General features: G+C 42.9%; 19 protein-coding genes. 16 read left to right on the forward strand and 3 right to left on the reverse strand.

Annotated features, from left to right (window positions below; genetic code table 11):
• Positions 1-10: 10 nt before the first annotated feature.
• Positions 11-1144 carry a tRNA epoxyqueuosine(34) reductase QueG gene (gene queG, locus ACTWPX_RS14150; protein ID WP_443120304.1) on the forward strand — a complete coding sequence of 378 codons (1134 nt, stop codon included), beginning with the start codon at positions 11-13 and terminating at the stop codon, positions 1142-1144.
• 71 nt (positions 1145-1215) lie between these two features.
• Positions 1216-1764, forward strand: coding sequence for a methylated-DNA--[protein]-cysteine S-methyltransferase (locus ACTWPX_RS14155; protein WP_443120305.1), 549 nt, complete (start codon positions 1216-1218; stop codon positions 1762-1764).
• Here the strand turns inward: ACTWPX_RS14155 and ACTWPX_RS14160 are convergent.
• Complete coding sequence (locus ACTWPX_RS14160) at positions 1759-1965, reverse strand: hypothetical protein (protein ID WP_443120306.1); 207 nt, start codon at positions 1963-1965, stop codon at positions 1759-1761. The genes ACTWPX_RS14155 and ACTWPX_RS14160 overlap by 6 nt on opposite strands.
• 43 nt (positions 1966-2008) lie before the next feature.
• Here ACTWPX_RS14160 and ACTWPX_RS14165 point away from each other — a divergent pair, with 43 nt between their 5' ends.
• The 3 genes from ACTWPX_RS14165 (at position 2009) to ACTWPX_RS14175 (ending at position 4148) form a co-directional block, all read left to right on the forward strand.
• Entirely contained in the window at positions 2009-2872 is an 864-nt protein-coding gene (locus ACTWPX_RS14165) for an amidase domain-containing protein (RefSeq protein ID WP_443120307.1), read from the forward strand.
• A gap of 49 nt (positions 2873-2921) precedes the next feature.
• Positions 2922-3398: a tRNA (uridine(34)/cytosine(34)/5-carboxymethylaminomethyluridine(34)-2'-O)-methyltransferase TrmL gene (trmL, locus tag ACTWPX_RS14170; RefSeq protein WP_443120308.1), complete on the forward strand. Its 477-nt coding sequence runs from the start codon at positions 2922-2924 to the stop codon at positions 3396-3398.
• A gap of 492 nt (positions 3399-3890) precedes the next feature.
• Positions 3891-4148 (forward strand): hypothetical protein, encoded by a 258-nt coding sequence (locus ACTWPX_RS14175; RefSeq protein WP_443120309.1) that lies wholly within the window; start codon positions 3891-3893, stop codon positions 4146-4148.
• Positions 4149-4184: 36 nt separating this feature from the next.
• Here the strand turns inward: ACTWPX_RS14175 and lipA are convergent, their stop codons facing one another.
• Together lipA and ACTWPX_RS14185 are read right to left on the reverse strand one after the other, a co-directional pair.
• Positions 4185-5129: a lipoyl synthase gene (gene lipA, locus ACTWPX_RS14180; protein ID WP_443120310.1), complete on the reverse strand. Its 945-nt coding sequence runs from the start codon at positions 5127-5129 to the stop codon at positions 4185-4187.
• An 18-nt stretch (positions 5130-5147) separates the two neighbouring features.
• Positions 5148-5969: a lipoate--protein ligase family protein gene (locus ACTWPX_RS14185; RefSeq protein WP_443120311.1), complete on the reverse strand. Its 822-nt coding sequence runs from the start codon at positions 5967-5969 to the stop codon at positions 5148-5150.
• 205 nt (positions 5970-6174) lie between these two features.
• On the opposite strand from ACTWPX_RS14185, the gene ACTWPX_RS14190 reads away from it, so the two are divergent.
• The 11 genes from ACTWPX_RS14190 to ACTWPX_RS14240 all read left to right on the forward strand — a co-directional run bounded on the left by ACTWPX_RS14190 (position 6175) and on the right by ACTWPX_RS14240 (position 22506).
• A complete protein-coding gene (locus ACTWPX_RS14190) occupies positions 6175-6354 on the forward strand; it encodes a hypothetical protein (protein ID WP_281976083.1) in 180 nt (59 codons plus the stop codon).
• A 446-nt stretch (positions 6355-6800) separates the two neighbouring features.
• Positions 6801-8696 carry a PrkA family serine protein kinase gene (locus tag ACTWPX_RS14195; RefSeq protein ID WP_443120312.1) on the forward strand — a complete coding sequence of 632 codons (1896 nt, stop codon included), beginning with the start codon at positions 6801-6803 and terminating at the stop codon, positions 8694-8696.
• Between the two features lie 503 nt (positions 8697-9199).
• Positions 9200-9385, forward strand: a complete 186-nt coding sequence (locus ACTWPX_RS14200; RefSeq protein ID WP_443120313.1) for a hypothetical protein — start codon at positions 9200-9202, stop codon at positions 9383-9385.
• 383 nt (positions 9386-9768) lie between these two features.
• Positions 9769-12636 (forward strand): 2-oxoglutarate dehydrogenase E1 component, encoded by a 2868-nt coding sequence (locus tag ACTWPX_RS14205; protein WP_443120314.1) that lies wholly within the window; start codon positions 9769-9771, stop codon positions 12634-12636.
• Positions 12623-13951 (forward strand): 2-oxoglutarate dehydrogenase complex dihydrolipoyllysine-residue succinyltransferase, encoded by a 1329-nt coding sequence (gene odhB / locus ACTWPX_RS14210; protein WP_443120315.1) that lies wholly within the window; start codon positions 12623-12625, stop codon positions 13949-13951. Before ACTWPX_RS14205 ends, odhB begins: the two co-directional genes overlap by 14 nt.
• Before the next feature lie 965 nt (positions 13952-14916).
• The gene (gene yhbH, locus ACTWPX_RS14215) at positions 14917-16077 is read left to right on the forward strand and encodes a sporulation protein YhbH (RefSeq protein ID WP_128523851.1); all 1161 of its coding nucleotides are present in this window, start codon (positions 14917-14919) and stop codon (positions 16075-16077) included.
• A gap of 267 nt (positions 16078-16344) precedes the next feature.
• On the forward strand, positions 16345-17850 hold the full coding sequence (locus ACTWPX_RS14220) for a potassium/proton antiporter (RefSeq protein ID WP_443120316.1): 1506 nt from the start codon (positions 16345-16347) through the stop codon (positions 17848-17850).
• Positions 17851-18065: 215 nt separating this feature from the next.
• The gene (proC, locus tag ACTWPX_RS14225) at positions 18066-18878 is read left to right on the forward strand and encodes a pyrroline-5-carboxylate reductase (protein ID WP_443120317.1); all 813 of its coding nucleotides are present in this window, start codon (positions 18066-18068) and stop codon (positions 18876-18878) included.
• 101 nt (positions 18879-18979) lie between these two features.
• Complete coding sequence (locus ACTWPX_RS14230; RefSeq protein ID WP_128523846.1) at positions 18980-19459, forward strand: PH domain-containing protein; 480 nt, start codon at positions 18980-18982, stop codon at positions 19457-19459.
• Positions 19452-20924, forward strand: coding sequence for a PH domain-containing protein (locus ACTWPX_RS14235; RefSeq protein WP_443120318.1), 1473 nt, complete (start codon positions 19452-19454; stop codon positions 20922-20924). The genes ACTWPX_RS14230 and ACTWPX_RS14235 overlap by 8 nt, the downstream gene beginning before the upstream one ends.
• Before the next feature lie 289 nt (positions 20925-21213).
• Positions 21214-22506: an NCS2 family permease gene (locus ACTWPX_RS14240; protein WP_443120319.1), complete on the forward strand. Its 1293-nt coding sequence runs from the start codon at positions 21214-21216 to the stop codon at positions 22504-22506.
• Positions 22507-22678: the final 172 nt, after the last annotated feature.

Raw genomic sequence — 22678 nt, forward strand, 5'->3', positions numbered from 1 at the left:
GGTTGTCAGGGTGGATTTTCATCAGTTTAAAGAAGAGGTTATTGCCTACAGTAAAGAAATCGGCATCGATAAGATTGGTTTTGCCTCTGCAGATGTGTTTGGTGAGCTTAAAGCGAGATTGAAGCGACAGCAAGAGTTAGAGTATCAGTCTGGCTTTGAAAAAGGAAGTGTAGAAGAACGGACAGAACCGGGTCGCCTGCTTCCTGGTGCTCAATCCATCATATCGATTGCCCTGGCTTATCCTTCAAAGATGCACGATGCTCCTCGAAGTAAAAAGGGAGATCGGCGAGGTATTTTCTGCCGTGCTTCCTGGGGGCAGGATTACCATAACGTTCTGCGCGATCGTTTACAGAAACTCGGAGCTTTTCTGCAAGAGAAGTTTCCGGAAGTTGAATTGAAATCGATGGTGGATACGGGGGAATTGTCTGATCGTGCTGTCGCAGAGAGAGCGGGTATCGGCTTCAGTGGAAAAAATTGTGCCGTGATCACTCCTGAGTTTGGTTCATATGTATATTTAGGAGAATTGGTTACCAACATTCCTTTTGCCCCGGATGAGCCTGTGAATGACAGCTGTGGAGAATGCAACATTTGTGTAGATGCGTGTCCGACTGGTGCGCTTGTCCAGGGCGGTCAACTGAACGCACAACGTTGTATCGCTTTCTTAACGCAGACGAAAGACTTTTTGCCGGATGAGTTCCGCACTAAAATCGGAAATCGATTATACGGTTGTGACACATGCCAAACCGTCTGTCCAAAAAATCGTAAAAAAGATTTTCATAACCACGAGGAATTCGAACCAGACCCAGAAGTATCTAAACCGAAATTGACGCCACTATTATCCATTTCCAACCGTCAATTCAAGGATAAATTCGGGTTCATTTCCGGTTCTTGGCGTGGAAAAAAACCGATTCAAAGAAACGCGATTTTAGCCCTGGCCCACTATCGTGATGAAACAGCAATTGATGAACTTGTCCGTTTGATGAATGAAGATCCAAGGCCGGTTATCAGAGGGACTTCTGCCTGGGCGCTTGGGAAAATCGGCAAACCGGAATGTTTCGCTGCAATCGAGGAAGCGATGGAGCGAGAAGAGGATGAACAGGTGTTGTTTGAAATGGAAAAAGGCGTCCAATTTCAAAAACAATGACCAAATGTACCTTTTCAATCAGGAAAGGCTCTTGTATAATAGAAAAAACTGTTAAAAAGAAGGGGTTGGCTATGAACCATCATTCTTTCTTATACTATGACTCATTCGAAACTCCATTGGGTGTAATGACTGTATTAGCCAATGATGAAGGAGTATGCCGCATCGATTATGGCCATTATGAAGAGCGGCTCTCTTCCTATCAATCTTGGAAAAGGAAACATTTCCTTAAAGGGGAGTTGGTTTACGACCCCGAGCATACGTATGTGAAGCAAACCATGCTTGAAATTATGGAATATTTTGAGGGAAACCGATCGGAGTTTCATGTCCCGCTTAATTGCTATGGAACAGATTTTCAAAGGCAAGTCTGGCGAGCCCTTCTTCACTATGCGCCATACGGGGAAACTCGTTCTTATAAAGATATCGCTGCTTCTATGCATTCACCAAAGGCGATTCGTGCTGTAGGTGGAGCGATCAACCAAAATCCATTTTCCATTGTCGTCCCATGTCATCGAGTCATCGGGAGTAATGGGAAACTGGTGGGCTATGCTGGTGGTTTGGATAAAAAACAAAAACTCTTAGAATTTGAAAATGAACATCATACAGTAACACAGCAATTATAAAGCGGCTATTCCAATTGGAGTAGCCGTTTTTCTTGTTCTCTGGAAATCATTAACTATATAATTGTGAATCAATTTATGGTTATCCTCTACCATTTCGAGGTCATAAACAAGCACTTTGCTGTGGAAAAAAGCCGCGACTTCAAAGGATTGCTTAAGCTTGTCGAGGCTGATCAAGACGCTTGCGCTTTTGTTTTCATTCATTTCTTCCTTTTCTCTTCATATGATTAAAGAGGAGGGAAGAAGGATGAGCCATACATATCAATTGCAGAATTACTGGGAAAAGGTGATGGATCAGCTGATTGATCAAGAACAAGAGGTGTGGTTGAAAAACAAAGTGAATGGTATTCAAAACAGAGGCCAGCACTTACAACGGATCACTTTCCATTTGAAACCATACCATAGGTTCGCATATGAAAATCACACCATCCTGCAATATTTTTTGACACTCTCTATATTAGTAAAGGACGGACGGTCCAATTTCTTAGAAGAGGGGCTGTACGTTGGAGAAGTTCATTTTATAGGGCAAGAGATCTCCGATAATAAAGTCAGGACGGAACAAGGGGGGAGGGCAGATAAACAACTTTCCTTTGATTTTATCGACAAAGAGGAAAGAGAACACGTGCGTTTCACTTATAACAGAAGAGAAGCGGTTAGGTATGCTGATCGCTGGTGGGATAGCTATAATCCATCTTACCGGCATTTTGATGTGGACTGTACCAATTATGTATCTCAATGTTTACGAGCAGGAGGAGCGCCGACTTGGGGGGCTCCTAACCGAGGCAGAGGCTGGTGGTATGGAAACGGGACATGGAGCTACAGCTGGAGTGTCGCTCATGCTCTCAGGTGGTATTTTGGAGGGGCAAGGCAGGGGCTGACTGCTACGGAAGTATCTTCAGCAGATCAGCTTTCACCAGGCGATGTAATTTGCTATGATTTTGAAGGGAACGGGCGTTTTGATCACAATACATTCGTTGTGAAAAAAGATGGCAATGGAATGCCTCTGGTGAATGCCCACACATCGAACAGCCGCCACCGGTATTGGGATTATGAAGACTCGACAGCCTATACGTCTGACATTCAATACAAATTTTATAGAATCGATGGTTGAAGGATGATATAATAACTTAGTTGACTAAGATTAGACTGAGGTGAAACATATGCCGAATCACATTGTACTCTTTCAACCCGAAATTCCCGCGAATACCGGAAATATCGCTCGTACATGTTTAGCTACGAACTCAGAACTTCATCTCATTCGTCCGCTTGGATTCTCCACAGATGATAAGATGCTTCGACGAGCAGGGTTGGATTATTGGCATCAAGTAAATGTCCATTATTATGATTCCATCCACCAACTATATGAGACGTACCCAGACGGTGAATTTTATTATATTGAAAACTTCGGTACGAAGTCTTACGCGGATTTTGACTTTGGTGACTCAGACAAAGATTTGATGTTCGTCTTCGGGCGAGAAAGTGACGGAATTCCCACGGAGTTGTTAGAAGGTCTTGAAGATCGATGCTTACGTGTGCCGATGACAGATCATGTGCGTTCTTTGAACTTGGCCAACACGGTTTCGATTATCTTGTTCGATGCTCTGAAGCAGCAAGGGTTCCCGAATTTGATCAAATGATGGTTCATTTTGAAGCGGCTCTTTTATGGAGTCGTTTTCTGTTATTCAGGAAAATCAGGAATCGAAGTCTGTAGATTTTTTAACTGCGTCCATATGAAAATTTTGTGCCCCTCTAGAGGTCCTTGTTTCACACGATAAGAAGAATTCAGGCTAACATACTTGATTATACAAAAAAACGCACCTGATAAGGGTGCGTTTTTCATGAATTTATTTTCTGGGTTTACCGGCTTTAGTATCGTATCCTGCTGCGAAAATAGCTGTCAGAAATGCGACACAGACAAGAATGATCAATGTTAGATTCATGTATGGTCCTCCTTTTAATAGCCAGACAAGCATTACTAACGAATATTATACCTCATTTCAATAAAGATGTGAATTGTTTGTCCAGCTAAATTTATCCTGTGTTGGATGACAGATGCCTATACGTTGTACCGGGCGATTACATAGAGTGAAGGGTAGGTGAATAACCAAGGATGGATTGGAGGAGTATGAATGAATCAATACCCATATTATTACCCGTATGACGTTGAGGAAGATTTTCGTAATGAAGATGAACGATTCTTCTTTTTCGGACCGTTCGCGGGCGGGCTGCTCGGTGGCTTCTTAGGTGGTGCTCTTGCTCCTGGCCTTTATGGCGGGTTTGGTGGAGGCTACGGTGGCGGAGGCTATGGATATCCACCTCCCTATTATAATCGACCTCCTTATTATGGCGGGTATTACGGACGTCCCCCGTATGGCGGGTTCTGGTAAAAAATATCGCCCCTCAATGAGGGGCGATATTTATGATTAAAAGTTGGTCTTATCTAATTCTTTCCCTTGAGATTCATAACCTTGCATATATTTAATGCGGCGCTGAGCGGATGTGTTATTGACCTGCTCATCAGCGTGATAAGAAGAACGCACCATCGGACCTGCTTCACAGTGCCTGAACCCTTTCTCAAGCGCTATTTGCTTTAACTCTTCAAACTCATCAGGATGATAATACCGTTCAACATTCAAATGCTTTTTCGTTGGCTGCAAATACTGACCAATAGTCATGATGTCGACATTGTGAGCGAGAAGGTCGTCCATAGCTTCCACAATTTCTTCTTTGGTTTCTCCAAGCCCAACCATAATGCTGGATTTTGTAGGTGTATCAGGACGGATTTCTTTGACTCGGCGTAGCAGTTCAAGAGATCGATCATACATAGCACGCGCGCGAACCTTTTTTGTTAAGCGACGAACAGTTTCGATGTTGTGGTTGAAAATATCAGGTTCTCCACCCATAAGTGTGTGCAGGCTGTCGTAATCGCCTTTCATGTCTGAAGGTAAAATTTCCACCGTGCAGCCAGGGACTCGACGGCGGATTGCTTTAACAGTCTCACCGAAAACTGCAGCGCCCCCATCTTCCAGGTCATCGCGGGCTACTGCTGTAACAACAACGTGCTTCAATCCCATAATTTCAACAGATTCTGCGACACGCTCTGGTTCGCCCCAATCCAGCTCGTTTGGAAGACCAGTTTTGACCGCGCAGAAACGACAGCCACGTGTACACGTATCTCCGAGAATCATGAAGGTAGCGGTTTTCCTCTCGCTCCAGCATTCATGGATATTCGGGCAGCGTGCCTCTTCACACACCGTATTCAATTTCTTTTCGCGCATCAGTTTCTTTAATCCGGTATAAGATTTGTTCGTGTTGATTTTGATTTTCAGCCATTCTGGTTTTCTTATGTAGTCTTGATTTTTGCCCAACGCTCTCCACTCCTTTATTTAACGGGAATAATTCCAATCATCTGTTTCATAGCGTTCTTCTGCAATCTGTTTAACTTCCTGCCATTGTTCCTCTGAGAGTTCAAAAGGTTCTAAATGTATATTCAAACCCTTCTCAAAACCATCTTTAAAAGCTGCTTTCGTTTCATCAAAACCAACTGTTTCTTCACGTATTTGATTGATGGCAACAGCTTTGTCTCCAAAGGCTTTTCTTGCTCTTTCTTTAATACGTTCATTCTTATAAATGAACATGTCGAAAAGTTTCATGTCATCTACGTCAATAGGAATAGAACCATGTTGCAAAATGACACCTTTCTTACGTGTTTGAGCACTTCCTGCTGCTTTCTTTCCATCGACAATCAGCTCATACCATGATGGTTCTTCAAAGCAGACGGCAGAACCAGCGACGTCCAACTTACCATCAGGTATAGCAAAATCAGCCTGAATGCCTAAATTTGTAAATCCTTCCAGCAGCCCTTTTGAGAGGACTAGATAAGCTTCTTTAACAGAAGCTGGCATGTCCTTATGATCTTCTGAAACAATAACACTATATGTGAGTTCGTTGTCATGTAGGACAGCCCTGCCCCCTGTTTGACGACGAACCAGTTTGTAACCATGCTTCTGAACACCTTCGAGGTCGATTTTGCCTTTGACTTTTTGAAAATAGCCAACGGACAGGCCGGCTGGCTTCCATCCATAAAAGCGGATGATAGGCGGGATCTTCCCTTGGCGGTGCCAATTCATCAATGCTTCATCCAATGCCATATTGATAGCAGGAGTACAGTGACCAGAGTCGACAAAGTACCATGTATCCATTTGCAATCCTTCTTTCTGTCGTGTAGCACTTTATCCAGTTAAAATATTCACAACAATTCTAACAATGCTGCAGAGTGGTGTCAAAATTTGCAAAGGGAGAAAAAAGACTGTAATCATAGTTCTGAATAGGCCATCATACTTATGGGAGGACGGTTAACTTTACATACATTACCTAAAGGATGTTCTATAATGGGAGAAGGAGGGATGAATCGTGAGTCAAACGTTAATATCAAGCATGCTTTTTTTAATCAGTGCAGCCATATGGGCCCTATTAGCTATTTTTTACGACGATTTCCGTTGGTTGAATATATTCTTATTTATTACCTTTTTAGTGATGGGGTTGTCTAAACGGCATCGTCATAACCAAGAGAAAGATTATGAAGAGGACTGACTTTATGAAGCAGTCCTTTTTTTGTGTCAATTTATTGCCTGCAGTCACATAGGCTTAAGTGTATGGGGCGTCTTCCTTGTGTCTTTTAAGCAAATGGCACATAGTCCGCATCAAAGAAATTCAATATTTCTAATTCAGAGTTTGTCTTTGTCTGTTATTTGGTCGAGCTGCATTACCGAACCGTTTGAGAACATAAGACAAAATTTATTTATGGGGGAGGATCTCCAGGGTGTTACCGCATTTCGTATCATGATCCAGTTGCAGCGGCTAGTCCCTCGAGGTCATAAGTCAACCGTCTCTGTGGAGAAAAACGCTCCACAGTGCCGTTTGTCTTATGCTTGCTGGGTCTACCAAGCCGCTTCCACATTTCTTTATCGCACATGTTTTTCTGTAGCCAGGCATAGGATATATTAAAATTCGTCTCTTACGACGGGGGAGGTCGCGAAGTGGACATTTTAAAAAAAATACAAGACCACCGGGAACATGAAGAGGAACTTAAGTGGGAAGGTACATTCTCAGAGTATCTGGATTTATTAAAGGAGCGCCCTCATTTAGCTCAATCCGCCCATTCCCGCGTTTACAATATGATTAAAAATGCGGGAGTTGTAGAGGAGCACGACCATAAACGCTACAAGTTTTTTGATGAAGATATCTACGGTCTTGATGAGGCGATGGAAAAGCTTGTGGAGGAATACTTTCACCCTGCAGCCAGAAGGCTTGATGTCAGGAAAAGAATACTATTATTGATGGGCCCAGTAAGTGGTGGTAAATCGACGCTCGTCAATTTACTGAAGCGGGGAATGGAGAAATACACTCACACAGACGAAGGTGCGGTTTTCGCAATTAAAGGGTGCCCGATGCATGAAGATCCTCTGCACTTAGTCCCAAGTCACTTACGAAAAGAATTTCAGGAAGAGTATGGCATCCGAATCGAAGGCAGTTTGTCACCTTTGAATACGATGAGAGTTGAAACGGAATATGGAGGAAGAATCGAGGATGTATTAGTCGAACGAGTCTTTTTCTCAGAAGATAAGCGTACAGGCATTGGTACCTTCAGTCCTTCTGATCCGAAATCACAGGATATCGCAGATTTGACGGGGTCGATCGACTTTTCGACGATCGCCCAGTATGGTTCAGAATCAGATCCACGTGCTTATCGATTTGATGGAGAATTGAACAAAGCTAACCGCGGAATCATGGAATTCCAGGAAATGCTGAAATGTGATGAGAAATTCTTATGGCATTTGCTAAGTCTGACTCAAGAAGGAAACTTTAAAGCGGGACGTTTCGCTTTGATATCAGCAGATGAGTTAATTGTGGCACATACCAACGAAGCTGAGTATCGTTCTTTTATTGCCAATAAGAAGAACGAAGCCCTACATTCGCGGATGATTGTTATGCCGGTACCTTATAATTTAAGAGTCAGCCAGGAAGAGCGCATTTATGAAAAGATGATTCGTGAAAGTGATATAAGGGATGTTCATATTGCTCCACACACTTTACGCGTAGCAGCCATGTTCACCATTTTGACCCGTTTGAAAGACTCGAAGAAAGCTTCTATTGATGTACTGAAGAAAATGCGTCTGTATGATGGCGAAATTTTGGAAGGTTTCAGCGATGTGGATGTTGAGGAACTGAAGAAAGAACATTCTGATGAAGGAATGAGCGGAATTGACCCACGGTACGTCATCAACCGTATTTCATCTACGATTATTAAAAAAGAATTGACGTCGATCAATGCACTGGATGTATTACGATCTCTGAAAGACGGGCTAGGAAGCCACGCCTCAATATCAAATGATGATAAAGAAAGGTACTTAGATTTTATCTCCTTAGCGAGAAAAGAATATGATGAAATTGCTAAGAAGGAAGTACAGAAAGCTTTTGTTTATTCGTATGAAGAATCTGCTGTGACTTTGATGGAAAATTATTTGGATAATGTGGAAGCCTATTGCAATAAGGCTAAATTGAGAGACCCACTTACTGGGGAAGAGTTGAACCCGGATGAACGCCTGATGCGTTCAATCGAAGAACAAATCGGAGTGTCTGAGAATGCGAAGAAAGCCTTCCGTGAAGAGATTTTAATCCGTATTTCTGCATATGCACGTAAAGGTAAGAAATTCGATTACCAATCCCATGAACGGTTGCGCGAAGCAATTCAGAAGAAGCTTTTCGCTGACTTGAAAGATGTTGTTAAGATTACGACATCGTCGAAGACCCCTGATGAACAACAGTTGAAGAAAATGAATGATGTTGTGGCCACACTTGTTGATGAGCATGGATATAATTCCAGTTCTGCAAATGAGTTGCTGAAATATGTAGGAAGTCTATTGAATCGATAAAAATTCCCACAAAGGAACCGTTCTCTTATCTTCTATAAGAGAGCGGTTCCTTGTGTTGTTATAATGAAAAATTTCAGATTGCATGTAACAGCCCGTTTCGACTTGTATATAAGCCCAAAACAAAATCATTCTCGTCCTAAGAAAGTAATTCAGGAAACGAACGTTTTGTTTTTCTAGGAACGGGGAACTAGATTAATTAGATAGTATCTCTTTAAACAAGTTTGGAGATACTAGTTACAAAGCGGGGTTCTGGAATTGTTGATACGGATTGATTCAACTATGTAATTTTTCACAACGTTTCAACCACTTGTCTATAGTGCTTGTTGATATTCGCAATGACTTCAACCGTTATTTGGATAATATTCAAGTTCAGAACCACAAACAAAATGGACGCATCATTGAAAAAAATGTATTCCCGTCTTATTAAAATTTGATTATGAAGCTTTACGAAGCCTCTCGAACTTAAGTACAGGCCAACTTGATTATATGGGCTGGTTAGTTTAATGCCTCCCGGTGTCCCCGGCGCAAGCGGGAATGTCCGACTATTCATAATCTGTTGGTGCTTCATGGAATATAGTTGTATTTATCACTTACACCATAACGGTGCTTCTCGGGTGTTTCTGTCCTCTGCAGATAAAATGACACGTAAGATGGTCGAGCTACTAGAGCTTCTGTTTCCCAATAAATGAGCCAGCAATTAAATGCCGGCTCTGCAAGGTTCTATCTGTTATGCTGAGCGAATAAGTCAAAGCCGTGATGCAATTAAATGGCGATTGTCAGTAGGCTCCGAACAGACTAGAATGCGGAATGGGTCAGCTTTTTATTGAAGACCTATGACATGGCCGATCGTGTTTTGGAAGATGAAGAGTGACAACTTTATACCACTTTAATGGTAAAAAGTGAAAAAGACGTACCCGATGGTGCGTCTTTCTTGTTATAATGAAATTGATGTAATTTGAAAAAATAAACGAAATTTGTTGAATACGTGAGCAATTCAATTCTATAATAGTACATGGACTTGGAAACGTTTTCGAATAAACAATAGGCCAACAACTACTTGGGGGTATTATACGTGTCTAAACAAGGCTCCACTCAAAACTTTTGGGAAATTTTCCATGGCCCCAACATGGGGTACATTGAAGAGCAATTTGAACAATATGAAAACGATCCTAGTGCTGTCGATCCTTCACTTAAGGAAATTTTCGATGAGCACGGGGCTCCAGATTGGATGGAAGGCGGAACAGCTCTGGAAGCTAATGGAGTTGCTGCACCTTCTAAAGGAGACGTCGTTAAGATCACCTCAGCACTGAAACTTGTTGAGGCTATTCGTCGTCACGGCCATTTACAGGCAAATATTTATGCTGTAGGCAGTGATGAAAGACCTAAGACGAACCTGCTTGACTTAGAAACTTATGGACTACAAGAAAAGGATTTAGAAGAGATGCCAGCTGAATGGGTGTGGCCTGAATCACCATTGAAACTGGACAATGCTCTTCAAGTAGTCAACACATTGAAAGAAAAATACGCAGGTACCATCTCTTTTGAATTCGGTCATGTGAACAATGAAGATGAAAGAGAATGGTTGCAGGAGAAAGTGGATACTGATTCCTATAAGGTCTCGCTTGAAAACGATGAAAAGAAACAGCTGCTCTACCGTCTTGCAGAAGTTGAAGGTTTTGAAAACTTCTTAGCTAAGACCTTTGTAGCGCAAAAGCGTTTTTCTATTGAAGGATTGGATGTCATGGTACCTATGCTTGACCATATTATCCAGTCAGCCTCAGGGGACAGAATCAAAAATATCATGATGGGCATGGCTCACCGTGGACGCTTGAATGTACTTGCACATATCCTTGGAAAGCCATATGACCGCATATTTTCTGAATTCCACCACTCACCAGACAAAGAATTGGTTCCGTCTGAAGGTTCCACGGGGATCAACTATGGCTGGACAGGGGATGTGAAGTATCATTTCGGAGCAAGACGTGAAATTGAGAACGGAGAACAGTCAGCCACCCGGGTTACGATGAGTCACAACCCTTCCCACCTAGAATATGTAAATCCTGTGGTTGAAGGTTTCACACGAGCAGCACAGGATGATCGTACTGAAGCGGGCTACGCGAAGATGGACGATGATGAAGCGTTCGGTCTGCTTATTCATGGGGACGCAGCCTTTATCGGTGAAGGCGTAGTAGCTGAAACCTTGAATATGAGTGACCTTCCTGGCTACCGTACGGGGGGTACTGTTCACATTATCGCTAATAACCTTGTCGGGTTTACGACCAACCGAAAAGATGGACGATCGACTCGTTATGCCAGTGACTTAGCGAAAGGGTTTGAAATTCCTATTGTGCATGTCAATGCTGATGATCCAATTGCATGTCTATCGGCAATGGCATTCGCTTATGAGTATCGTCAAAAATTCCATAAAGACTTCCTGATTGACCTCGTCGGGTATCGTCGATTCGGCCATAATGAAATGGATGAGCCTAGGTCGACTCAACCGAGATTATACAAAGAAATTGATGAACACGGTACTGCGGCTGCTGTTTTTGAGAAGCAGTTACAGGAAGATTCCGTCGTTAGTGACGGTACATTGGAAGAAATGAAAGAAGAGATTGAGAGCAAACTTAAAGATATCTATAACAATATGGATGAGCACGAAACAGAAGCACCGGATGTAAAAGATCGACCAAGCGGTGTTGAACAGGACTTAGATGAATTAGAAACAGCAGTTGATTTAGAGCGTCTTCGCAATTTGAATGAAGGGATGTTAAAACGCCCCGAAGGGTTTAACGGTTTTAAGAAACTTGAAAAAATCCTCAAGCGCCGTGGGAAAATGCTTGATGACGGGGAAAAAGTCGACTGGGCGACTGCCGAAGCCCTGGCTTTTGCATCGATCTTAGAAGATGGTAAACCAATCCGCATTACTGGACAGGATACGGAACGAGGAACGTTTGCTCACCGTCACATGGTTCTGCATGATGTGGAAACAGGTGAAACGTATTGTCCACTTCACGGATTAGAGCAGGCCAAAGCTTCTTTCGATATCCATAACAGCCCACTTTCTGAAGCGGGGGTCATAGGATTTGAATATGGTTACAGTGTCCAGGCACCTGAATCTCTTGTGATTTGGGAAGCGCAGTTTGGTGACTTTGCGAATGCCGGTCAAGTCATCTTTGATCAGTTCATCTCAGCTGGACGGGCGAAATGGGACGAGAAGTCCAACATGGTCTTCTTATTGCCGCATGGATACGAAGGGCAGGGGCCGGAACACTCTAGTGCCCGACTGGAACGATTCTTGCAGTTGGCAGCTGAAAATAACTGGACGGTTGCAAATGTCACATCATCTGCACAATATTTCCATTTATTGAGAAGACAAGCTGCCATTAGTAATCAGGAAGAAGCGCGCCCACTCGTCTTAATGACACCTAAGAGTCTATTGCGTAATCAACGTATAGCTGTGGAAGGACAGGAGTTCAGTGAAGGTCATTTCCAATCCATTATGAAGCAGCCGGGATTGTCTGAAGATAAGGACAAAGAGAAGGTAACCAGTTTACTTTTAGGAAGTGGAAAAATCATGGTGGAAATCGAGGATAAAGTTGAAAACTCCGATCAAGCATTTGAAACCATTGATGCTGTGCGGGTTGAACAAATTTATCCGTTCCCTGAAAAGCATTTAAAAGAGATTCTTGAATCTTATCCGAATTTAGAAGAGTTGGTATGGGTCCAAGAAGAACCACAGAACATGGGAAGCTGGTACTTCGTCGAAGGAATTCTTCACAAATTATTGAAAGAGGGACAAATCCACCGCTATGTAGGACGCCCTCATCGTGCATCACCTTCAGTCGGAGAACCGAACATTCATAAAACAGAGCAGAATCGAATCATTCATGAAGCGCTACAGATGTCTAAAGGAGGAAAATCAAATGAAGGAAATTAAAGTTCCTGAATTAGCTGAATCCATAACAGAAGGTACAATTGCAGAGTGGCTTGTTAAAAAAGGGGATCAAGTGGAAAAAGGCGACCCTATCCTCGAGCTTGAAACGGACAAAGTAAACGTAGAAGTGAATGCTGATGCAAGTGGTGTCATCGCCGAGCTCTTGAAAGATGAAGGCGATGATGTGGAAGTAGGAGACGTGATCGCCAAAGTTGACGAGAACGGCGAAGCAAGCGGCTCCGAAGATTCTTCAGGTGATGAAGGATCTGAAGAAGAAGAAAAAGAGGAAGAACAAGCTTCCAAATCTGAACAAAAAGAAGAAAAGAAAGAAAAGAAAGAAGAAGAAAAACCAGCATCTTCCTCAGATGATGATAAAAAAGGATCTTCTAATAAAGAAGTTATTGCTACACCGGCTGCTCGTAAGCGCGCGAGAGAACTGGGCATTGACCTGAGCGAAATTTCCGCTAGAGATCCACTTGGTCGCATCCGTCCTGAAGATGTCGATGAAGCTGCTAAGGGTGGAAGTGAAAAAGAAGAGCAAAAAGCTTCTTCCTCCAATGAAAAACCGAAAAAAGAGAAGAAGAAAGAACAAGATTCCCAAAAGACGGAATTTGATAAACCGGTGGAGCGCATAAAAATGTCCCGTCGTCGTCAAACAATTGCTAAACGTTTGGTGGAAGTGCAGCAAGAATCTGCGATGTTGACGACTTTTAATGAAGTAGATATGACCAATGTCATGCAGCTGCGCAGTGAGCGTAAAGAGTCCTTCCTTAAGAAACATGATATTAAACTTGGATTCATGTCATTTTTCACTAAGGCAGTTGTCGGAGCTTTGAAAGAGTTCCCTCTGCTCAATGCAGAAATCCAAGGCAATGAAATAGTCCAGAAGAAATTCTATGATATCGGTATGGCGGTTTCAACCGATGAAGGCCTCGTAGTACCTGTTGTGCGTGATGCAGACCGTTTGGATTTCGCAGGCATTGAAAAAGGAATCGCAGACGTAGCTGCGAAAGCTCGTAACAAAGAATTGCAATTAGGTGACTTACAGGGCGGCTCCTTCACCATTACAAACGGTGGTATTTTCGGTTCAATGCTTTCTACACCGATATTAAATTCTCCACAAGTCGGGATACTCGGATTGCATAATATTGAAAAACGCGCCAAAGTCATGCCTGATGACACGATTCAAGCGCGTCCGATGATGTACATTGCTCTTTCTTATGACCACAGAATCGTAGATGGGAAAGAAGCAGTACAATTCTTGCGCCGTATTAAAGAAATGATTGAAGATCCGTACGATCTATTGCTTGAAGGCTGATCAACTAACAAACCCCTCAACAGTTTCTCTACTGTTGAGGGGTTTGTTTATTAATTACACTAATCCCATTAAAGCTCCCGATAGGGTAAGACTCAGTTTCGAGGCTTTATATGAGGTTATGGTTGGCTGGGAAACGGCTCGCTTTCCTGCGGGGATGACGGCAAGCCTCCTCGACTAAAGCTCTGTGGGGTCTTGCCAGCCAATCCATTCCCGCGGGAGTCTCGCTGTTTCCCAGCCAATCATACGATTAGGAAGACTCTCGAAACTACATCTCAAGGGGAGCATTCATGGAGGAAACCCTGTAATTAACTTAAGATGTTTGAGTCTCACTCAAATATGCCAGCATTTTTCTGAACGAATTTCGAGAAAAACATATAGCAAGGGTGCGGGGAATGCTTGCGCAGCACCCCTTCTGGAAAAGACGAATGATAGCGATTTTCTTTTATAAATTAATGAAAATCACTCTTTTTAGATAGGCCACTGTTGATTCCACGATGAGCGGTCGGTGGTGACGCCTGCGGGAACAGCGCGAGCCTCAGCTAACTTGGTCAAGTGATCTTCTTGACCAAGTTAGCTGAGGCCGTGCCCGCGGCAAGCATCCACCGAGAAGCGATTCGTGAGAAGCAACAACAAACTTGAACAACTCCTCTAGATGGAAAAGGGTTTTTCAGTAGCTCCGAGAGAGTCCGAGGAGGCTCAACGCGCTCCCGCGAAAAGCGAAGCATTCCCCGCCGCCCCTATCCTCTCACAAAATGTCTCGAAATTGAGTCTTCAACAATCTGCCAGTTTGCTGAATAAGTGAAATGGAGGTGTGAAAAGGGAACGGAAGCTATTACTTTTTCCTAGAAAAATAGAATAATCAATAGGCGAAAAACACAAATAATCCATACATATTTCAATAAGTTTCATCCCTTTACGTGGACCTGCATACGATAGAGTAATACTCGATTAGGAGGGGGAAAAACATGGATGAAGAGAAGAGTTTCGTAATCGCCGAAGACGACTGGTCCCTCCATCGGAAAGGCTATGACGATCAGCGGCGACATCAAGAAAAAGTGAAAGATGCAATGAGTAAACAGTTACCTGACCTCATTACAGAAGAGAATATTGTGATGTCGAATGGAAAGCGTGTCGTTAAAATTCCTATACGTTCACTTGATGAATATAAGATTCGTTATAACCACGAGAAGAACAAGCATGCAGGACAAGGAGAAGGGGATAGTGAAATCGGAGATGTTGTTGCTCAAGCACCGCAATCAAAGGGTAAGCCTGGAGATGGAGACGGGGCTGGCGATCAGGCTGGTGAAGATTATTATGAAGCAGAGATTTCTTTAGCGGAGTTAGAAGCAGCCTTATTCAAAGAGCTCACTTTACCGAACCTTGATGAAAAAGAAAAGGATAACATCATTCACACAGATATTGAGTTCAGTGATATCCGCAAAACAGGATTAACAGGCAATATCGATAAAAAGAGGACCATGCTTGAAGCTTATAAAAGAAATGCCCTTGGGGGTGAAGCTTCCTTTGCACCAATATTCCCTGAAGATATCCGTTACAAGACATGGAACGAAAAGACGAAGCCAGAATCCAAAGCTGTCGTTATCGCAATGATGGATACAAGTGGCAGTATGGGGCAGTGGGAAAAATATATGGCAAGAAGTTTCTTCTTTTGGATGAACCGTTTCTTAAATAAAAATTATGAAACAGTAGAGATAGAATTCATTGCCCACCATACGCAGGCGAAAGTCGTCAATGAAGATGATTTCTTTTCTAAAGGAGAAAGTGGCGGGACGATTTGCTCATCTGCTTACCGTAAAGCTCTAGAATTGATTGAGACCAAATATTCTCCAGAACGCTATAACATTTATCCATTTCACTTCTCAGATGGAGATAACTTAACCTCAGATAATAAACGCTGTATGGGGCTGATTGAGCAGCTTATTGAAGTCTCACAGATGTTCGGATATGGAGAGGTGAATCAGTACAACCGTTCTTCCAGTTTGATGCAAGCATATAAGTCAATCGATCATCCAAAGTTCAGACATTATATTTTAAGGAGAAAAGCCGATGTCTTCCACGCGATGAAACAATTCTTCAGCGAGCAGGAAGAAGAGATTTTCAGCTGATCAATACTTCAGGCCAAGTGACATTATGTTACTTGGCTTTTTCGTTGGGGTAGAATGTTGAAGAACCGATTGCCTGAGGAGGTATGTCAGTCCCCCCTCGGGAAAGCGAGTCGTTTCCCGGAGAGTCCAACTTCAACCCAAAGTGCTTAAAGGAGAGTCTTCTGGAGATGAGAGATTTAAGGGGATAGCATGAAGCTTTTTAAGTACACGTGACCTCTTCTTCCTTGTTATAATGAAGGGAAAAGTTCGGGATAAGGGGGTTATTTTTTGATTCAGGAAATCTTACAGTCTAATCAATTCATCATGTTGATGGCTTTATTGTTGATTATCAGTATAATCGTTACAAAATTCTCCTCGCGTCTTGGAGTCCCCTCACTAGTTCTATTTATCGCGGTCGGTATGATTGTGGGTAGCGATGGTCTCGGATTTATTTATTTTGATAATCCTGAAATCGCTCAATTAGTCGGGGTGATCGCTTTGATTGTCATTCTATTTGAAGGTGGGATGCTGACCAAATGGAAAGATATTCGCCCTGTGGTGGTTCCTGCCATTACCTTGGCAACGGCAGGAGTTGTTTTAACCACTATGATTGTAGCTATTGCTGCCAAGTTTATTCTACATATTGGATGGGTTGAAGCGATGCTGGTCGGAGCTATCGTCGGTTCGACCGATGCGGCTGCTGTCTTCGCTGTGTTAAAAGGAAAGAATGTTCGAGGCAAGCTTGAAGCGACTTTGGAAGCTGAGTCAGGGACGAACGATCCTATGGCAGTATTTTTGACGATCACTTTCATTCAGCTTCTGACCATTAATGAGATGAATGTCTTTTCATTAATCGGTTCGTTTTTTTGGCAAATGGGAGCGGGGGTGGCTGTAGGAGCAGCCATCGGCTATTTGGCAAGTCAATCATTGAATCGCATCAATTTGGATTCTAGTGGTCTTTATCCACTGTTTGCCCTGGGATTTGCTTTCTTGTCTTACAGCTCAAGTTCCCTTCTTCAAGCTAGTGGTCTGCTGGCTGTCTATGTAACGGCGGTATTTATCGGAAATGCTGAACTTGCTTACCGTTATTCAATCCTCAGATTCCACGAGGGTTTCGGTTGGATGGCGCAGATTCTGATGTTCATCATCCTGGGGTTGTTCGTTTCACCTGTCGAAGTATTCACATGGCCAGTGATGTTGGATGGATTGCTGATTGCCTTAGTCCTTATTTTCATAGCACGCCCTATAGCTACTTACCTGAGTTTGGTCGGTTTTTCATTCAATATTAAGGAAAAGATGTTTTTGTCCTGGGCTGGCCTGCGTGGGGCGGTTCCTATCGTATTGGCGATTTTCCCGATGCTGGCAGGTTTAGAAAACAGTCCGCTCATATTCAATGTCGTATTCTTTACTGTCTTGACCTCAGCTCTTGTACAAGGGGCATCGATTACTTGGATGGCAGAGCGTTTCAAGCTCGTTTCTGATAAGGTGGGTAATCCAATTCATTCTCTTGAACTGATATCGATTGGAAAAGCAAATGTGGAGATGATTGAGTTTGATGTTATTGAACAGAATGTAGTGGTGGGCCAGAAGCTGGAAAATATGGAGCTTCCTGACCGTGCTTTGATCAATGCCATCATTAGAGATGGGGACGTCATCACCCCTTATGGTCAAACCGAAATAAAAGCGGGAGATACTTTGTATATTCTAGTCGCCAGGAAAAATAAGAAAGAAGTCAGGAAGTTACTAGAAGCTGTGAGGGAAGAAAAAAATGAACACGAAAAAAGCCGAGCTTAAGGCAGCTCGGCTTTTTTCGTAGCAGCTATGATATTTTGGGCGTTTCCTTATGATATGAAGAATACACTCTTAATTATAGGTAATGAAAGCTGTTTTGTAAACCTTTTCTCAAAAAAACATGAAAAATTTACTAGATGTTGATAAGAATCGCAGGAAGAATTGTTATGTCGACAATCTTCCTATACAATAAGAATCACACTAAGGAGGAATGTACGGTGACTAAGCGTATTGGTTTCATTGGCTGCGGCCAGATGGGGCAAGCGATGATTCAAGGCATGATCGACGCTGGCGTTGTCAAAGCGGAGGATATCGCTGCAACGGCCTTATCTGATGAAACGATTGATTTTGTAACAGATGAATATGGTATACAAATTGCCAATGATAACAAACGGTTGGCCAGGGAAAGCGATTTATTGTTCTTGGCAGTTAAACCTTATGTTTACCAAGGGATCATCCAGGAAATTCGCGACGAGGTTCCTGAAGAGACTGTTGTCGTGACAATAGCGGCTGGTATCACTCTGGATGCAATGAAAGAAGCATTCGGCAGGAATGTGAAGGTCATTCGATCGATGCCGAATACACCTTCGCTGGTTGGGGCCGGTATGAGCGTCCTTTGTCCGAATGACTTTGTCACTGAAGAAGAATTGGCGGATGTAATGGAAGTCTTTGAAAGCTTCGGGCAAGCTGAAATCGTAGAAGAAAAATTGATGGACGCTGTTCCAGCCGTCAGTGGCTCCTCGCCGGCATTTGTATACATGTTCATCGAAGCGATGGCTGATGCTGCAGTCCAGCAAGGTTTCCCGAGGGATAAAGCTTATAAAATGGTTGCACAGGCCGTGGAAGGTTCTGCGAAAATGGTCCGGGAAACAGGCAGACATCCGGGAGAATTGAAAGATGCTGTATGTACACCTGGAGGAGTGACCATAGCAGGTGTGAACAAGCTGGAAGAAGTGGGCTTGCGGAGTGCGATCATTCAAGGAATGAACGCGTGTACAGCCAAGTCCAAGGAGTTATCAGGGAAAAAGTGATGCCGGGCAGTGTTTGTCCGGTTTTCGTTTGCTCAGAGAAGCCCCAGTTTAATGAAACATTTGGAACTTTGAAACGTATTCACTAATAGGAGGTGGGGAGAATGGAGCGAGAACCTGCTCAAAGAATATCCCAAAAAGCACTGACTCTCTGGCGGATCTATGGGGCCATCCAGGTAGGAATTGTCATACTTTTGAGTATCGGGCTTTTTGTTGCTGTTCTTTTATGGGATTGGCCGTGGTGGACACTATTGATTGCTTTAGGTGTCTTATTCATTGAATTAATTGTATCTGTCTGGTTAATCCCCAGTTTAAGGTGGAAACGTTGGCGTTACGAGGTGAGCGAACACGATATTGACTTACAGCATGGCATCATCATCGTCACTCGGACACTTGTCCCTATGGTTCGTGTGCAGCACGTAGATACGGAACAAGGACCATTATTAAGGAAATTTCATTTATCGACGATCAGCATTTCCACGGCGGCAACCGTACATAAAATCCCTGCGTTGGATGAACAAGAGGCAGAAAGGCTTCGGCAGTCCATATCTTCATTAGCGAGGGTGGCTGAAGACGATGTTTGAACCTAGAAAGCTTCATCCGATTTCTGCTGTTATCAATTTTGTTAAAACGCTGAAAGATGCAGCTTTACCATTAGTGATCGTCTTTGTTTTGAACGGGAATATGTTCAGGGGAGATATTGAATGGATTCCTTTGCTCATCTGGATTGCCATTCTTTTGCTTGTGCTGAGTTCAGGGATTATACGTTGGCTGCGGTTCACCTATCGTATGGAAGAAGGTGAGCTTCGGATCGAGTATGGTTTGATTTTCCGTAAGAAAAGATACATCCCGATTGACCGGATCCAGAGTTTAGATTTTTCCGAGGGGATATTCCACCGTCCGTTGAATTTGGTGAAGGTGTCTGTAGAGACAGCAGGTTCTACTGGGAGCCAAAGTGCAGAAGCAGAACTTACAGCTATTAAGCGTGAAGAAGCTTCTGAATTGGAATCATTGATATTTCAAGAAAAAAATAAACGGCAAACGGATATTGAGCCAGAAGATGAAAGCGTGGATCTCAAACAGGGTGGAAGAGAGAAAGTATATGGGATGAATATGAGAGAGATCATTCTCATGGCTCTAACTTCAGGAGGCGCTGGAGTTGTGATTTCGGGTGTCGGTGTATTCTTTTCACAGATCATGGATGTGTTGCCTTTGGGGACGATTTATGACGAAATCCTTGATTGGATACAAATTGGTGCGTTAATCGTAGCCTTTACTGTGCTGGTCGTTTTACTGATTGCGTATGGAATTTCAATCTTATTGAGTATTCTGCGTTATGCCAACTTCTCTGTATTTTTAGAAGCTGATGACTTAATCATTACACGAGGATGGTTAGAAAAGAAACAGATGACGATTCCATTGAACCGTATTCAGGGGATCAGAATAGAAGAAAACCTGATTCGGCAGCCGTTGGGTTATGCAACAGTCACTTTGATCAGTGCTGGTGGTTCAATGCAGAAGGATACTGATCATCAACTGAGATTGCTTCCTATGATAAGAAAAAAAGAAATTGAGAAGGTGTTGCAGCCGATTTTATCGGATTACCATATTGTTCGGTCCTTCAATAAACCCCCTGGCCGTTCTAAGTATCGCTATATGATCCGTCACTCCTGGTTCGCTTTCCTGGCAGCCATTCCTATCAGCATTTTCTTTTTCCCTTATGGTTTACTTTCTATATTGGGCGGAATCTTATTTGCCGGTCTTGGCTGGATCGCTTATCATGATGCAGGATGGAGAATAAAGGACAATCAGCTGACATTGCGTACTCGGAATATCATTAAACAAACGTATGTGATGAAGAAGCATAGAATCCAAGCTGCTTCTGTTGCACAAACGCTTTTTCAACGAAATGCTGACTTGGGGAGTGTGCGCGTAACGCTGAAGTCAGGTGTAGGAGGATCTGTTGCTCACTGTTACTATTTAGAAAAGGTGGATACTGACCAAGTGTTGAGCTGGTATAAACCGCCTAAACAAATAGAAAGCCGGTAGGAAGGTAAATCTTTCTGCCGGTTTTTTATTTTTTGAAATAATAGGATACTATCCTGCACGGTTTATTCGGGATAGAGTTAGCAGCAGCAAAGTATAGGTGTGGTGAACAATTTGATAGCTATCTTTGATGGAAATGAATATTTTTACTGGTAAACAACACAATCGAATTAGAGCAATCATCAATATAGGGTTTAAATCCGAACAATTAATAATTTAATGTTGATTTATGTTCGTAAATAGATTATTATAATTAACGTTGTTATTTTTGGTGAAAGTCAGGTGCCCATTTATGAAGAAATTCTTTCAATTAGATCAAAACCATACAAACGTAAAAACAGAAGTTCTCGCGGGAATTACGACATTTTTGACGATGGTGTACATCGTAGTCGTCAATCCTGCTATCCTGTCAAATGCCGGTGTTCCTTTCGACCAAGTGTTCATGGCAACCATCATTGCTGCTGTCGTCGGAACATTGATCATGGCCTTTGCAGCGAATTACCCGATTGCCATTGCGCCTGGCATGGGGTTGAACGCATATTTTGTAACAGAAGTAGTGCAGCAGGACGTTAGTTACTCTGTCATTCTAGGGGCCGTATTTGTTGCTGGGGTTTTATTCGTTATTTTGAGCATGACCAGTTTGAGAAAAACACTGATCATGGCGATTCCTGCATCTTTGAAGTATGGAATAACCTCAGGAATCGGTCTCTTCATTGCATTCCTTGGATTAAGAATGTCAGGAATAATTGTGGAGAGTGATTCGACGCTTGTCACATTAGGGGATTTGACTGCTCCTGGGACACTGCTAACCATCTTTGGACTATTTGTGACACTTGCTTTAATTGCGAGAAATGTCACAGGCGGGTTGTTCATCGGGATGTTCGTCACAGGGGTCCTTGGATATTTCACAGGTCAATTACAGATCGATCAGCTTGTCGCCGCACCTCCCGCGCCAGTATTCTGGGACATGGATATCGCTGCTGTATTCAGTAATGGGTTATATACAGTTATTTTCGCGTTTTTACTTGTCACCATTTTTGATACGACTGGGACGATGATCGGTGTAGCTGAACAAGCAGGATTTATCCGTAAAGATGGTAGTTTGCCGAGAGCTCGAGCAGCATTGATGGCAGATGCTTCTGCGACTACGGTAGGTGCAATGTTCGGTACCAGCCCCTCTTCTGCCTATATCGAGTCCTCATCAGGAGTAGCTGCTGGCGGACGTACCGGTTTGACGACATTTGTTGTAGCTGGATTGTTCATTGTTTCAATATTTTTTGCGCCAATTGTCGGGGCCGTTTCTGGTTTACCAGCAATAACTGCGCCTGTACTCATTATTGTAGGGTGTTTTATGATGGAGGGTTTGGCGAAGGTGAATTGGGGGTCATTTGATGATGCTTTTCCAGCTTTCATTATCATATTATCCATGCCGCTTACGTCTAGTATTGCAACCGGAATCGCTTTTGGATTTATCACCTACCCCGTATTGAAATTGGTAGTAGGTAAAGGGAAGGACGTCCATTGGATATTGTACATGTTCGCATTCATTTTCATTTTACAGATGATCTTTTTCCCAGGGCATTAAGTGGGATTAACGTAAACCCGTATTTGACATAGATGTCAGGTACGGGTTTTTGTTTGTTGTTTATTTGTGATTTTCTATATAAATGGCGTTTTCATGCCGTGATATCCCATAAATTGTCAAAAATTGTTTTTAAAAAATCAATGCACATATTTGGAAGGTATAAAGTATATTT

The organism is Halobacillus sp. H74, from assembly GCF_052246715.1.
Taxonomy (GTDB): Bacteria; Bacillota; Bacilli; order Bacillales; family Halobacillaceae; genus Halobacillus; species Halobacillus litoralis_A.

Excerpts from the sequence above, each read along its gene's own strand:
- ACTWPX_RS14175 (WP_443120309.1), top strand. The coding sequence starts at position 3,891 with ATGAATCAATACCCATATTATTACCCGTATGACGTTGAGGAAGATTTT.
- ACTWPX_RS14230 (WP_128523846.1), top strand. The coding sequence starts at position 18,980 with ATGGAGCGAGAACCTGCTCAAAGAATATCCCAAAAAGCACTGACTCTC.
- trmL (WP_443120308.1), top strand. The coding sequence starts at position 2,922 with ATGCCGAATCACATTGTACTCTTTCAACCCGAAATTCCCGCGAATACC.
- ACTWPX_RS14240 (WP_443120319.1), top strand. The coding sequence starts at position 21,214 with ATGAAGAAATTCTTTCAATTAGATCAAAACCATACAAACGTAAAAACA.
- ACTWPX_RS14160 (WP_443120306.1), bottom strand. The coding sequence starts at position 1,965 with ATGAATGAAAACAAAAGCGCAAGCGTCTTGATCAGCCTCGACAAGCTT.
- ACTWPX_RS14235 (WP_443120318.1), top strand. The coding sequence starts at position 19,452 with ATGTTTGAACCTAGAAAGCTTCATCCGATTTCTGCTGTTATCAATTTT.
- yhbH (WP_128523851.1), top strand. The coding sequence starts at position 14,917 with ATGGATGAAGAGAAGAGTTTCGTAATCGCCGAAGACGACTGGTCCCTC.
- odhB (WP_443120315.1), top strand. The coding sequence starts at position 12,623 with ATGAAGGAAATTAAAGTTCCTGAATTAGCTGAATCCATAACAGAAGGT.
- ACTWPX_RS14155 (WP_443120305.1), top strand. The coding sequence starts at position 1,216 with ATGAACCATCATTCTTTCTTATACTATGACTCATTCGAAACTCCATTG.
- ACTWPX_RS14165 (WP_443120307.1), top strand. The coding sequence starts at position 2,009 with ATGAGCCATACATATCAATTGCAGAATTACTGGGAAAAGGTGATGGAT.
- ACTWPX_RS14200 (WP_443120313.1), top strand. The coding sequence starts at position 9,200 with ATGCCTCCCGGTGTCCCCGGCGCAAGCGGGAATGTCCGACTATTCATA.